The organism is Staphylococcus simulans (assembly GCF_047037175.1).
GTDB lineage: Bacteria > Bacillota > Bacilli > Staphylococcales > Staphylococcaceae > Staphylococcus > Staphylococcus simulans_C.
The window spans coordinates 2,364,964-2,379,216 of sequence record NZ_CP178241.1 but is presented as its reverse complement, the minus strand read 5'-3'; the positions used below and the strand labels follow the sequence as shown (position 1 = coordinate 2,379,216).

The window sequence follows — 14,253 nt, the reverse complement described above, 5'->3', positions numbered from 1 at the left end:
AAAATTTATAGCGTTGAAGTATTCATATGCGTTTTGTCCGCTAGGCACCGCAATATGTACTATAATAGAGTAAATAGAGGTTAAGGAAGAGGTTATACAATGAAAGATGTATCTGTAAAGATGGATAATATTACAAAAGAATATCGTATCTATCGTAATAACAAAGAACGAATTAAAGATGCGCTCATTCCTAATCATAAGAACAAAACGTTTTATGCGTTAAAAGACGTCTCAATGACAGCGTATAAAGGTGATATTATCGGTTTAGTCGGCATCAATGGTTCAGGCAAATCAACCCTCAGCAACATTATCGGCGGTTCTTTATCAAATACCGCAGGTTCTATCGAGAAAAATGGTGAGGTCAGTGTCATTGCGATCAACGCAGGACTTAACGCACAATTGACTGGATTAGAAAACATTGAATTTAAAATGTTATGTATGGGCTTTACACGAAAAGAAATTAAAAAACTTACACCTAAAATTGTAGAATTCAGTGAACTTGGAGAATTTATTTACCAACCCGTTAAAAAGTATTCAAGCGGTATGCGTGCGAAACTCGGCTTCTCTATCAATGTCACAATCGACCCAGATATTTTAGTTATTGATGAAGCATTATCTGTGGGTGACCAAACATTTACACAAAAATCATTGGATAAAATTCATGAATTCAAAGAAGCTGGCAAAACAATCTTCTTCGTCAGCCATAATATCGGACAAGTACGTCAATTCTGTACGAAAATCGCTTGGATTGAAGGCGGCCGATTGAAACAATTCGGCGATGTTGAAGACGTGTTGCCTAAATACGAACAATTTCTTAAAGACTTTAAAAAGAAATCTAAAGCAGACCAAAAAGCATTCCGAAAAAATTTAGATGAAACAAGATTTGTGATGAAGTAAACAAGTGGACTGTAAAAGAAATCGCAGGATAAACTGCTTTTTCTTTTGCGCTTTCGCTTCACTCTTTTAAAGCGATATTGATAACTCATAATCTTTCCACACAAAAAATTTAAACAAACCTCTTTAAATCAAGGTAAAAAAGTATTATCATTAAATACAAGTGTATTAACAACAGGCAAATTAATATTGCACACTTGATTAATGTCAGATGCTCAAATAAAGTGACATTTTGATACAAGTATTTCTTTCAATCGTCGCGCTGCATGCTTCATTTTCTTTAAAGTGAAGGTGTATTACAGACTTGAAAAATTATCAGCCTGAATTTCAATATGTCATATCATTTCTCAAGTAAGCAGGTGATTGATATAGCTAAACAAAATAAGACACAAGCATTTGCGAACCTTGTCCGTGCGTATCGTAAGGAACATATCGGCAAAGGTCCCGAACAAATCAAAGTGTTCTTCAAAGATAACTGGGCCATTGCTCATATGACAGGAAGTCTAAGTAAAGTTGAAAATTTCTATTTACGTAATACTGAAAGTAAGGAATTCGAAAGAATGCTTAAATTCGGACGTACAGAAGAAATTAAACAACTCTACAAACAACATCCGCCTACAGAAATGGAAGCATTGGTAGGTGCGAAGTTTGTAAAATTATTTACAGATGTGAACTTAGAAGATGATGAAGTCATTTCAATATTCGTGTTTGATCGCAATATTGAATCATAAATAGAATAAATTAGGATTGGTGTAAGGTACTCGGTGCTGTTTACTAACCTGCTTTGAAACTCGTAAGACATTTCAAGGAGGTGATGTATGTAAACAGGAGCGAGTTTTTTTATTTCCATAAACGCTAAAATTGAACTTATCTTATTAAATAACCATTCATTTCTATATTTATTTTCAAGACGCTACGCTCACCACTTTAGTAGCCGATTGAAACTAGCCCAATCTGAACAATGCGCTCTATGTATATGAACACAGCCCAATCTCTATACGTAAAGCTGATACAATACAACAGCGATTCACTTGCGCCCTCTTGATTTAAAATATTTGATTGAAAAAGAATAGTACTCACGCAAGTGCTTTCATAGCTGTACAACAAATCCTAACAACAACCGATAAGTTCATTTTAAGTGCCAAATAGCAACCAGTATGCCTATAACAGCAATTGATGGTTTAAATAAACCGCGCTAAAAATTTAAAGCGCACTAAGTTTTGAAATAAGGTAACTCTGTATAGTCATCTGCTGAATGAATCCCACAATTCATCTCGCAGTGCCCTCAACTCTGCTATGCGATACGTTACTATTTCAAACTTACAACCTATACCCTTACTCAATTAAAAACAGAGTTTTAAGTCGCTCTGAATTATAACCATCGATTAAACGCACAAAGCTTATGGAAATCAGCCCAAACCCAATCATTAAACTCAATCTTGAAATCACAAGATAATTCAAAATGTAATTAGCCCAACATTTTGAATCCAACCTTAACTATATAAATAATAAAAATATAAAAAAGTCTGTGTTGAATTAAGCTCCCTCAACTTCTTAATTGAAACACATGAAACCATAAAATAATAACCCTTAAAAAATAAAACGCATTGCAGCTACCCTTTCTACTGCAATGCGTATTTTTTAATATTCAATTCTCGTTTCAAATTTACTCTACAGTGTTTAAAACATCTCTTTCTGCTTTCAATTGTTCAATGAATGCTTTGACGTCTATGCTAGTTTCTTCAGAAGCACCGCGTTTTCTTACCGCAACTGTACCATTTTCAACTTCGTTATCTCCCACAACAAGTGTATAAGGTACTTTTCTTAAGTGTGCTTGACGGATTTTATATCCCATTTTTTCATCTGAAAGATCCAAGTCTACTCTGAAACCTTCTGCTTTCAATTGACGTTTCAAGTCTTTTACCGCATCTAAATGCAAGTCTGCATTAACTGGAATCACTTCTAATTGTACAGGTGCTAACCATAATGGTAAGTTACCGCCGAAGTGTTCAAGTAAGATACCGATGAAGCGATCGCTTGAACCGTAAATTGCACGGTGGATAACCACTGGACGTTCTTTTTCCCCTTCTTTGTTAACGAAAGTTAAATCGAATTTTTCAGGCATTTGGAAATCAAGTTGTACAGTACCGCATTGGTGGCTGCGTCCTAAAGCATCTTTGATGTGAATATCAATTTTAGGTCCATAGAATGCGCCATCTTTTTCATTGACTGTATATTCAAAACCGTGTTGATTTAATACGTTTTCTAATGATTGTTCCGCGAAATCCCAAAGTTCAATTTCACCCATGAAGTCATCTGGGCGTGTAGATAATTCAATACTGTAATCGAAACCGAACACACTATATACTTTGTGAATTAAACCTAAAACATCTAAGATTTCTGATTCGATTTGGTCACGACGAACGAAGATATGCGCATCATCTTGGTTGAATGTTCTTACACGGAATAAACCATTTAAAGAACCGCTTAATTCATGACGGTGAACTTGACCGAATTCAGCCATACGAATTGGCAAGTCGCGATATGAATGTAAATGATTTTTGTAAATCAACATATGTCCAGGACAGTTCATAGGTTTTAATGCGTAAGTTTGTTCATCTACTTCAGTGAAGTACATATTGTCTTGATAGTGATCCCAGTGACCACTGTTTTTCCATAAAGTTTCATCCATGATAAATGGAGTGTAGACTTCTTCATAATCCGCTTCAAACTGTAATTGTCTCAACATATTTTGTAGTTCTAAACGAATGACTTGTCCATTATGCGCATAGAACGGCATACCTGGCGCAAATTCTGAGAATGAGAAGATATCTAATTCTTTACCTAAACGACGATGGTTCACTTGTTCATATTTATCAATAAACGCTTGATGGTCTTCTAACGCTTTCGCATCTGCGAATGCAAAACCTGATACACGTTGTAATGCTTCATTGTTCACATCACGTAACCAGTTAGTTGCGGATACTGCTTGTAAACTGAAGTGTTTCACTTTAGATAAGTTGTGTACTAAAGGTTGGTCGATAACCGCTGCGTAATCTCCATGCACCGCAACTTTCACAGGCTCTGCGGCTTGTTCAATATGATGTTGCATAAAGGCATTTTCATTAAATTGGTCTAATGCGTCTAATTTTGATAATTCACGAACTTCAATAGGATGATTGGCGCTAACTGCTTTTTGAATGTCTTTAGAAACTTTTTCTAAATCCGCTGCTTTCAAGTTTTCTTCAGGTTTGAAGTCTACAAAGAATTGTTCTTTATTTACACCGAATCCCGCAACTTTCGCACCGTGTTTTTCAAGCACCTCTCCTGCTAAATACCCTAAAGTATAACGAATGGCTTCTAGCCCTTTTTCATCTTCATATGTCAAGAATTCAACTTGGCAATCTTCTCCGATGTATTCGTTCAAACCATAAAATGTGCCGTCCACATTCGCAACCGCAACTTTTTTCGCAAAAGAACTGCCGATTTGTTGCGCAACTTGGTAAAGTGTTGTGCCTTGTGCCACCTCCAATTTGCGTTGATCTGGTAAAGTAACGATAACTTGTTCTGCCATAATTATTGCCTCCTTAAATTCTAATGGTTGATTTTATTCAATAAAAAAACTGCACTTATCCTCTGATAACAGGGACGAGTGCAGTTTATGCTCGTGGTACCACCCACATTCGAAACAAGTCGTTAAACAAGACATCATTTGGAGTTGCTCTCCTAGAAGTCTCAACTTGCTTCCTCATTAGAATGACGTAACATGCCATTAGTCGGTATGCTTTCACATACATCTCAAAAGGAGTAAAACACAAGCTTAAGTAATTAGAAAGCTTCCAGCCGCTGACTTTCTATCTCTGACTTAAATCTTGTATTTCATATCTTTTTCATCGAATCCGTTTTTAAATTAAGTACATTGTATCGTAACGATTACGATTCTGCAATATATTTTTTATAAGTTCATCATTTTGTAAAACTTGAAAACGTTTTATTCTCTAAATCATTTCCTCATTATTTTATTTAATGGCTTACCCTTTGCGAGCTCATCTACGACCTTATCTAAATAGCGAATTTCCTGCATTAAAGGTGCTTCGATGTTTTCAACACGAATGCCGCAAATGACACCTGTAATCAACTTGCGGTTCGGATTTAAGTCAGGTGCTTGCGCAAAGAAATCTTCAAACGATACTTGCTTATCTAAAACTTGTTGTAAACCTGCTTCATCATATCCTGTTAACCAAGTCATCACTTCATGCAATTCATCTTTTGTACGCCCTTTTTTCTCAACCTTTGTCACATAATGCGGATAAACACTTGCGAATGCCATATCATAAATTTTATGTCTTGCCACGCACGTCACTCCTTTTCTTATATTTATCTCCATTATACCCCTTCTTCTGATGGCGTGTTGATGCCGTCATCAAACACATCCTTTGGCACAATTTTGGTAAATGTGACCACAATCATGACGAAGATTATTCCTGTAATTAGAAAAACAAGTGTGTAGTTGAAGCCAAGAATAAAGCTGAAGAACATAATACTTAAAGGTTTGGTGAATTGACTGAGCGCAAAGCTGACAGAGAAGACCCTTGCTTTATAACTTTCCTCGATACGTTTTTGGAAGTAGATTTGAAGTGGAATATTACTGTATTGTGCGCTGAAACCTAATACAATATAAACGCCAATCAGTGCTAATACCCCAGTTAAATTTCCAGTTGCCATCATAGTCACCAATGCCAACGCAAAGAAAATCATCGCAATCGTATAACTCGATCCAATTAAATATAAACGTAAATTTTGTTTAGGAGGGAAAATCGCAAGAATAATACTGCCTAACGCCATGCTGATTGTTAAAGAAGCTTCTATCCATCCAAAAGCGCTTGAAGATAAGTGCATCTTTTGAATGGCTAACATTGAAATGCCAATCGGTATCGCATACAAAATAATATTAATCACTGCCAAATAAACCACCATCGTCGCTAAATCCTTTTTTGCCCATATGTAGTGAAAACCATTTTTGAAATTATTGATGAAAGCTTGGTTCTCTTTTTCCACATGTCTGTTTAAAGGTATAAATGCTATCGTCAACATGGCGAGTGATTCAGTCACTAAAATCACATACCCCATTTGTTCAATAGATAGGAATCCTACGACAATACCGCCAATTACCGGCGCTAAAAATGATGTGGCCATAATCACAATATTTCTTAAAGACACAAAGCGCTCTAATTGGTCTCCTGTAATCTTCGCTAAATTAGATTCAATGATTAGACCCACAGGAACATCAGTCGCAGTAAGCATCATCATTAAAACAACCAGTGCCCATAAGTGATTTTGATAACCCACTAAAAATACAGTGATGGATAGCACGCTTAATAATTGCGCAATGAAGATCATCTTTCGATTACTTTTATAATCTGCCAGGTTCCCCATAATTGGACCTAACACAATTTGAACTACAGCCATCATACCTATAACGAAACCGTATAATGTACCATTGCTTGTTTCCCTTAAAATATAAAACGAACAAGCAAAGAAAAAGATTTCCGAACCAAAGGTCGAAACTAAATCGAAAATCAATAATAGAATCCCTTTTTTCATGTTGTCACCTCTTGATGCATTAAATATTATGTATTTCGCAACATTGTTATTATTATAATCTGTTTTTTTATACACACAACAATTCTATATAAGGTTCCACAAAACAGACAAACCCACTTGTTATGGTGTTACAGTCCATATCAAGCGGGTTTGTCATTATGATTTGCGTGAATGTTTGCTTGTTTTCAAGCGTGCTTTAAATACTTTTTTAACAAAGTGTGGCAGTCTTCTCATTCTTGCCATGCGTTTCCAGTCTGTAATTAGGCGGTAAAACCATTCAAGGTTTGTTTTACGGAATAATAGAGGCGCGCGCTTTTTAGTGCCGCTATAAATTTCAATTGATCCGCCTACTCCCATCAACAACGTATGTTGAAGGCGATGACGGTGTCGTTTAATCCATTGTTCTTGTTTGGGATAACCCATACCGACAAAGACATAATCCGGATTGAATTTGCTTACTTTACGAGCTACTTGTTCATCCTTCAAATCAATATAGCCATGATGGGCATCAAAGGTAATATGAGGATAACGCTGTTGTAGTTCTTGTTTGGCTTTTGCGACAACATCTTCTGAAGCGCCTAATAAGAAGACACGTTGATGGTAACGCTCCGCAATGTCTAAACATGTTGCCATAAATTCGATACCTGGCACACGTTCTTTTAAGGGCGTACCTAATATTCTGCCCGCTTGGATAATCCCTGTTCCATCTGGGATGATATAATCCGCTTCACTAATTAAATCATGATAGCTTTGATCTTCTAATGCGTAATCTACAATTTCGGGATTGGCGGTTACGATAAACATGTTATCCGTTGTATCTGCCTCTTTAAAGCGCAACACCGCTTCTCTCATCTCTTCCATTGTCACATTGTCAAATTGAACAGACAAAACATCTACTTTATTTTGTTTATGCTTTTGTTGAATACTCATCGCTTCAAACTCCTAACTTGCACCTCTAATGATATAGATTCATTTCATCTTATTATACACGCCAGTTGAATTGATTGCATTACTCACAATAAGTGGTAATCTGAAATCATTATGACAATCAAAGAGGTTAGATACTATGACAAGTGAAAAAGACAAAATGTTAAGCGGACAGCTCTATGACTCAAGAGATCCTGAATTAGTGAGAGAACGTCATAAAGCACGCCACGCAACAAAAGCCATCAACAATGCCTTTTCTATTAAAGAACGTATGCATTTATTCCGCCAAAGTGTGGGAACTTGCGGAGAAGAAGTCTTCATTGAGCCAGATATCCGCTTTGACTATGGCTACAACATTACCATCGGCAATCATTTCTACGCGAATTTTAATGCGACTATGCTGGATGTGGCCAAAATTACAATCGGTAATCACGTCTTATTAGGTCCGAATGTACAATTGATTACCGCCACACATCCTTTGAATCCGAAGGAACGTGCGACTGGCTTAGAATTAGGTTCCCCCATTACCATTGGTGATCATGTGTGGATTGGCGCAGGTGCAATTGTTTTGCCAGGTGTTACCATTGGCGACAATGTAGTCATTGGTGCGGGCAGTGTTGTCACTAAAGACGTGCCTAAAAATCAAGTGGTCGCAGGCAATCCCGCACGCTACATCAAAGATGTGCCAATTGATTAAAATAGGTCCGAAGACGCAAGACGCAAGCATTTAAAATCTAATACAATAGAGATAACATAAAAGTTGAGATGATGTATCTCAGCTTTTTCTAATTCAAGAAGAGGTTAAATTATGCAGTTGATTAAAGATATTTTAAGTACTTCCATGACCCTCCATCTCTATTGGGTCGTATTAATCGCCATTGCGTATCTATTTGTACATCGCAATCGTCATAAACCAAGCTTTGCGATTTTAGATATTATATTAAATTATATTCCAGTACTTACACATGAATTCGGTCATATTTTATTTAATAAAGCGAGTGGTGGACATACCGAAGACTTAGTCATTGTCACTTCTCCTAGAGAACGTATACAAACATCCAGACAAGGTTTTGCGGTCACAAGAGCTAGCAGCAGAGTAACAATGATTATTACGACACTCGGCGGTTACTTAATGCCGCCATTGATGTTGGCAGTCGGACTCTTTGCGGGATACTACCATTATCCTTCACTCTTTGTATTGAGTTACCTGGCACTCTTTATTTACTTTGTGCTGATTACATCTAGAAAAGGCATTCCAATCTTACTTACTCTCTTATTAGGTATCATGATTTACGGTTTGGTTCAAAATGGCCAACCTGAGTTTATTGTTATTATTTTATCCTTGGTTTATCACTTTATCTTAGGCGTCCTGTTCGGTGAATTACTTCAATCGACTTGGACAATCATTACTTTAACGTTCACGAAACAAATGATTGACTGGGATGGTTTAACTTTACGTCGATTAACTGGCATTCCTGTCGTGTTTTTCAGCTTGTTATGGATTGCCTTTAATATCTATATCGTGTACGCTATTATCAATATTCTACTTTTACAGAATTAAGGTGATATACATGGTAAAACTTCGTCCAGCAACACAAGTTGATTTAGCATTATTTACAAAAGTTTATAATCAATCTATCGCTGCACGTAACATCACAGCAGATATAGATGCGGTCACAGAACAAGACATGGCACACATCTTTGACAATCATGATTCAACACGTCCCTTATTTACAGTGATTGATGAAGAACAACGCCCTATCGGCTACGCAAGTTTGAATCATTTCTATGGCAGACCTGCATACGATGAAACGGCAGAAATAAGTATCTATTTAGACCAGCATATCCGTGGGAAAGGAATCGGTACGAAAGTGATGAAACGCCTTGAACAAGAAGCCAAAGCGTTAGGCATCCATTACTTGACGGGCTATGTTTTCGCACAAAACATCCCGTGCAATAAATTATTTGAAAAACAAGGCTACGTTCTTTGGGGAGAACTACCGCAAATTGCACATATCGATGATGCACGCTTAGACTTAAATATCTGGGGCAAACAAATTTAATAGAATTAAAAAGAAGCTTTGCGGCATTCCACCGCAAAGCTTCTTCATGTTATATCAAATTTCATATGTTTTACCTTGTCGAATTAAGTTAATCTGCGGCAGTTTCATTAATAAATAACGGTATAACATAATTGCGCCCATAACCCAGGCAATACCTAATGAAACACCACCCATGACATCAGTTAAGAAATGTGCATGGAAGTACATTCTAGAGAATAAAATACTCGTCCATAAGACAAAAAGTACGACGCCAATACTCACTTGTATGGCACGTTGTTTCACTCTTGGAAGAAACACCGCAAATATAATAATCACAATTAATGTGCTAGATAATGAGTGCCCGCTTGGGAAAGAAAATCCTGTATCCGCAAGCAAGTGATCGTACGGGCGATGACGATGGATTAGGTCTTTGAAAACAATCCCTAATATACCGCCTGATGCCACTGTGCCTAACAACCACAAACTTAATACATAATAGCGTTTAAATAATAATATAATCGCAATAACGATAGACATGACGACAAACGTCAAAACATCTCCATACGTCGCTAGTGCGTCCATATAATCATTAAGCAGACCATGGCCAAACTGCATTTTGGGTTCGCCAAACGTTTGCGTAAACCAATTTAATGTCGATTGATCCATATGACGTAAGATAACTAATTTCAAATAGGTCCCAACCATGGTAAATAAGAAAATTAATAAACTCACAACTAAAATAGTTTTTTCTGATTGATGTGTTGTATTCCCCTTCATCTTTGTACCTCTTTTATCTCTCTTATCTTTTTTTATCATTATATGACGATTTCTTGAATTATCCATAGGTACAAGGACGGATATCTTTCTCATCAATTTGGATGACCAGACAAAAAAGACGCAACCTTAAAAGATTACGTCACTGGTTCAACCAATTGCTTTCTATTCTATTTACACTTCCACTAATTCTCCAAAAATATGTGCCGCATTTTCATAACTTAAAATAATCAATGGGTCTTCCCCTTTTTGAATCGCAATAACCTCATTGGTATCATCACGAGAAATCACGGTTACGTTATCTCCAATTGAAATAAATTTACTTGAGAGATAAATCAATAACTTCGTACGATCACGTACACGACGAATTATGATTTGATCCCCTGCTTGGAATGATTTTAATGAGTCATTATAAATTTCTTCAAATTTACCATCTCTTGGAATCACACCGCCATGTGGACATGTAGACGGATAATCGAGTAATGAATCTAAACGTTCTACAAACAAATCAGACACTCTATGTTCAAGCACTTCTGCTTCTTGATGTACTTCTTCCCAGTTATATTTCAATATTTCTATCAAGAAAAGTTCTAATAAGCGATGGCGTTTAATAATTTCTAAGGTATGTTCAAAACCTTCTTCGGATAATTTCACACCCTTATAAGGTTTTGTAGTTACGTAGCCTGCTTTTTCTAAACGATTGACCATCTCACTCACGGATGGGGGTTTAATATTTAAGTATTGAGAAAGTTTTTTATTTGTAACGAATGAAGTTGCACCGCCATTATTCAAAATTGCTTTGAGGTAATCTTCTTTTTCTTCCGTTAACATCTTGTCACCGTTCCTTCCATCCAGATTCACTTTATTGTATCACGAAAAGACTTGACACGCGAAAATTCATGCCTTATGATGAAATAAATTAGGTTACCCTAAAAATTATTTTAGGAGGTGTGGTATTGTTAGAAATTAAAGATTTGGATTTGTATTTAGGCAACAAGCATGTCTTACATAACATCAACTTGTCTATCCCTGTACATGGTGAAATTATCGGTATTATGGGTCCGAACGGTGCAGGCAAATCCTCATTAATCAAAGCGTTAATCGGAGAGTTTAAATCACAAGGCATACAATTATTAAACGATCAGCCTGTTGAATCACAACTTAAGAACATCACTTACATACCTCAAAAAGCTTACTTAGATTTAGATTTTCCAATTGACGTTGAAAACGTCGTGATATCAGGTGCTTATAAAGAAATTGGGTGGTTTAAACGTCCTTCTGCATCTATCAAACAGCGCTTAACACAATTGTTAGAAGAAATGCAGTTAACGCATTTACGCAAACGCCAAATCTCTCAATTAAGCGGTGGCCAGCTGCAGCGTGTGTTAGTTGCCCGCGCCTTGATGTCAACGAGCGACCTTTACTTATTAGACGAACCTTTTGTAGGCATTGATTTTACGAGTGAACAATTAATTATGCGTAAAATTGAAGGCTTAAAAGCCGAAGGCAAATTAATTTTAATCGTGCATCATGACCTATCTAAAGCCACTACGTATTTCGACCGTGTCATTCTGCTCAATCAAACTTTACGCTATTTCGGACCTAGCGAAGAAGCAATGACCTCAGCGCGTTTAAACGAAACATTCATGAATCAACCACAGCGCAATTAAAGAATTAGAAAGAGAGTCAGATTTATGTACGAATTTATACAACAACTCACACAGTATCAATTTTTGAATCGCGCCCTGATTATTTCCATTTGTGTCGGCATTGTGTGCGGAACAGTCGGCAGCCTGATTGTATTAAGAGGGTTGTCACTCATGGGTGATGCGATGAGCCATGCTGTATTGCCAGGGGTTGCCCTATCATTCCTGTTTAAAATTCCGATGTTTGTCGGTGCTTTAGTTACTGGAATGTTAGCAAGTCTCTTTATTGGTTTTATTTCAGAAAAAAGCAAAACCAAACAAGATGCAGCCATCGGCATCAGCTTTACAGCATTTTTAGCTACCGGAGTTATTATTATCAGCTTGATTAATAGTACGACGAACTTGTATCATATCTTGTTCGGTAATTTGCTAGCGATTACTAACAGTGCATACTGGTCGACGATTATTGTCAGCATAGTAGTACTCCTGCTTATCATCATTTTCTACCGCCCATTAATGATTTCTACTTTCGATCCAACATTTAGTAGAATGAGCGGTTTAAACACAACAGCCATCCACTACTTTGTGATGCTGCTCTTGTCACTTGTGACAGTCGCAAGCATTCAAACTGTGGGAATTATACTCGTTGTTGCACTATTGATTACACCTGCATCAGCGGCTTTCCTCATTACTAAAAAATTATGGTCAATGATGATTGTAGCCAGTCTGATTAGTGTAATCAGTGCCATTGTCGGCATGTACTTCAGCTACATTTACAACATCCCTAGCGGTGCAACAATTGTCTTGTGTGCGTTTGCTATCTATGTCGGTACATTTATCTATTCAAAATTGACTCTTAAAATCAAAAAAGGAGTTACATCATGAAAAAATTAGTACCATTATTAGCCATCATGTTATTACTATTAGCAGCATGTGGCGGAGGCAAGGATTCAAATTCAACAGCCTCTGATCATCACAAACTTAAAATCGTCACAACCAATTCAATACTATATGACATGGCCGACAATATCGTCGGGGACCATGCGGATATACATAGCATAGTTCCTATCGGCCAAGACCCTCATGAATATGAGGTCAAACCTAAAGACATCAAAGCCTTAACAGACGCAGATATCATCCTTTATAACGGATTGAATCTAGAAACAGGTAATGGCTGGTTTAAACACGCTTTAGACCAAGCTGGCAAAACAACTAAAGATGATAGTGTCGTACGCGTGTCTAAAGACGTTAAACCGATTTACCTGAACGGTGCTGAAGGCGATGAGACAAAACAAGATCCTCACGCTTGGTTAAGTCTAGAGAACGGCATCAAATATGTGAAGAATATTCAACAAGCTGTAATTGAACATGATAAAGCACACAAATCAGACTATGAAAAACGAGGTGATGCTTATCTCAATAAACTTGAAAAGTTAAATAAAGACAGTCACGACAAGTTCGATGACATTCCTAAAGATCAACGCGCTATGATCACAAGTGAAGGCGCATTTAAGTATTTCTCAAAACAATATGGCATTACTCCCGGCTATATTTGGGAAATCAACACTGAAAAACAAGGAACACCAGAACAAATGAAACAGGCCATCAAATTCGTTAAAGATCATAACTTAAAAAATCTATTAGTCGAAACAAGTGTCGATCATAAAAGTATGAATAGCTTGAGCGAAGAAACTGGCGTTCCAATTTCCGGAGAAGTCTACACAGACTCTATTGGCAAAAAAGGTAGTAAAGGAGATTCCTACTACAAAATGATGGAATCTAACATTGAAACCGTTCATCAAAGCATGAAGTAAACAAATTATCCTTCCAATTAGCGGAAAAAAGACCTCCTAGTATGTCCATTACCTTTCCGCTAATCCATAAATAATCTATCCTAAACATAAATAAGCTGTGGTCTTTCCTCCCACTGGACCACACACCACTTTATGAAAATCGGTGCTTGCGATGACATCGATTTTCGAAGCGACAGTATTCCTCAAGTACTGTCGCTTTTTTTGTACATAATACCCTGTTTTAATTCTCGGCTTTAACTATAACGCAACATTGTTTATCAAATTATTATATTTGATAAATTATCTGCAATTATTTATCAACAAATTATTTATAAACTTCCTTTACTTTTATAAAAATAAGCGTTATGATTGTTTTGATTATTAATGGAGGGATACCCAAGCCTGGCTGAAGGGGATTAATATTAAGTTATTGATTAGAAGCACCTTGGTGCTTGCGTTGGTTCGAATCCTTCTCCCTCCGCTATTTTCAATAATATGGACATCGATTGATAAGTTAACAATAGGGTTACTTGGTCAATCGATTTTTTTGTACCTAATTAGTCTTAAAAAACA

14 protein-coding genes are annotated in these 14,253 nt (G+C 36.8%); 8 read left to right on the top strand and 6 right to left on the bottom strand.

The genetic code is table 11. From position 1 onward, the window contains the following. The first annotated feature begins 99 nt into the window (after positions 1 to 99). Both tagH and ACFCT9_RS11495 read left to right on the top strand, forming a co-directional pair. Positions 100 to 897 (top strand): teichoic acids export ABC transporter ATP-binding subunit TagH, encoded by a 798-nt coding sequence (gene tagH / locus ACFCT9_RS11500; RefSeq protein ID WP_412519426.1) that lies wholly within the window; start codon positions 100 to 102, stop codon positions 895 to 897. Positions 898 to 1,253: 356 nt separating this feature from the next. Further along, positions 1,254 to 1,625: a DUF2294 domain-containing protein gene (locus tag ACFCT9_RS11495; RefSeq protein ID WP_412521673.1), complete on the top strand. Its 372-nt coding sequence runs from the start codon at positions 1,254 to 1,256 to the stop codon at positions 1,623 to 1,625. A 935-nt stretch (positions 1,626 to 2,560) separates the two neighbouring features. Here ACFCT9_RS11495 and thrS read toward each other — a convergent pair. From thrS to tarA, 4 genes are all read right to left on the bottom strand, one after another. Then, positions 2,561 to 4,468, bottom strand: a complete 1,908-nt coding sequence (gene thrS / locus ACFCT9_RS11490; protein ID WP_412519424.1) for a threonine--tRNA ligase — start codon at positions 4,466 to 4,468, stop codon at positions 2,561 to 2,563. Positions 4,469 to 4,897: 429 nt separating this feature from the next. Continuing rightward, the gene (locus ACFCT9_RS11485; protein ID WP_412519422.1) at positions 4,898 to 5,248 is read right to left on the bottom strand and encodes a DUF2200 domain-containing protein; all 351 of its coding nucleotides are present in this window, start codon (positions 5,246 to 5,248) and stop codon (positions 4,898 to 4,900) included. A gap of 32 nt (positions 5,249 to 5,280) precedes the next feature. Then, positions 5,281 to 6,498, bottom strand: a complete 1,218-nt coding sequence (locus ACFCT9_RS11480; protein ID WP_412519420.1) for an MFS transporter — start codon at positions 6,496 to 6,498, stop codon at positions 5,281 to 5,283. A 156-nt stretch (positions 6,499 to 6,654) separates the two neighbouring features. Continuing rightward, a complete protein-coding gene (tarA, locus tag ACFCT9_RS11475; RefSeq protein ID WP_412519419.1) occupies positions 6,655 to 7,428 on the bottom strand; it encodes an N-acetylglucosaminyldiphosphoundecaprenol N-acetyl-beta-D-mannosaminyltransferase TarA in 774 nt (257 codons plus the stop codon). A gap of 136 nt (positions 7,429 to 7,564) precedes the next feature. On the opposite strand from tarA, the gene ACFCT9_RS11470 reads away from it, so the two are divergent. The 3 genes from ACFCT9_RS11470 to ACFCT9_RS11460 all read left to right on the top strand — a co-directional run bounded on the left by ACFCT9_RS11470 (position 7,565) and on the right by ACFCT9_RS11460 (position 9,488). Continuing rightward, positions 7,565 to 8,122, top strand: a complete 558-nt coding sequence (locus tag ACFCT9_RS11470; RefSeq protein ID WP_412519418.1) for a sugar O-acetyltransferase — start codon at positions 7,565 to 7,567, stop codon at positions 8,120 to 8,122. A gap of 111 nt (positions 8,123 to 8,233) precedes the next feature. Then, on the top strand, positions 8,234 to 8,986 hold the full coding sequence (locus ACFCT9_RS11465; protein ID WP_412519417.1) for a M50 family metallopeptidase: 753 nt from the start codon (positions 8,234 to 8,236) through the stop codon (positions 8,984 to 8,986). Between the two features lie 10 nt (positions 8,987 to 8,996). Then, positions 8,997 to 9,488, top strand: coding sequence for an N-acetyltransferase family protein (locus ACFCT9_RS11460; protein WP_412519415.1), 492 nt, complete (start codon positions 8,997 to 8,999; stop codon positions 9,486 to 9,488). 54 nt (positions 9,489 to 9,542) lie between these two features. Here ACFCT9_RS11460 and ACFCT9_RS11455 read toward each other — a convergent pair whose 3' ends face one another. Beyond that, a complete protein-coding gene (locus ACFCT9_RS11455; RefSeq protein WP_412519414.1) occupies positions 9,543 to 10,244 on the bottom strand; it encodes a phosphatase PAP2 family protein in 702 nt (233 codons plus the stop codon). Positions 10,245 to 10,415: 171 nt separating this feature from the next. Then, the gene (locus ACFCT9_RS11450; protein WP_412519412.1) at positions 10,416 to 11,072 is read right to left on the bottom strand and encodes a metal-dependent transcriptional regulator; all 657 of its coding nucleotides are present in this window, start codon (positions 11,070 to 11,072) and stop codon (positions 10,416 to 10,418) included. A 125-nt stretch (positions 11,073 to 11,197) separates the two neighbouring features. Here ACFCT9_RS11450 and ACFCT9_RS11445 point away from each other — a divergent pair, with 125 nt between their 5' ends. The 3 genes from ACFCT9_RS11445 to mntC are packed head-to-tail and all read left to right on the top strand — an operon-like array spanning position 11,198 to position 13,701. Further along, positions 11,198 to 11,911 carry a metal ABC transporter ATP-binding protein gene (locus ACFCT9_RS11445; protein WP_412519410.1) on the top strand — a complete coding sequence of 238 codons (714 nt, stop codon included), beginning with the start codon at positions 11,198 to 11,200 and terminating at the stop codon, positions 11,909 to 11,911. Between the two features lie 24 nt (positions 11,912 to 11,935). Next, complete coding sequence (locus tag ACFCT9_RS11440; protein WP_412519408.1) at positions 11,936 to 12,772, top strand: metal ABC transporter permease; 837 nt, start codon at positions 11,936 to 11,938, stop codon at positions 12,770 to 12,772. Then, entirely contained in the window at positions 12,769 to 13,701 is a 933-nt protein-coding gene (gene mntC, locus ACFCT9_RS11435; RefSeq protein ID WP_412519407.1) for a manganese ABC transporter substrate-binding lipoprotein MntC, read from the top strand. Before ACFCT9_RS11440 ends, mntC begins: the two co-directional genes overlap by 4 nt. The last annotated feature ends 552 nt before the right edge of the window (positions 13,702 to 14,253 follow it).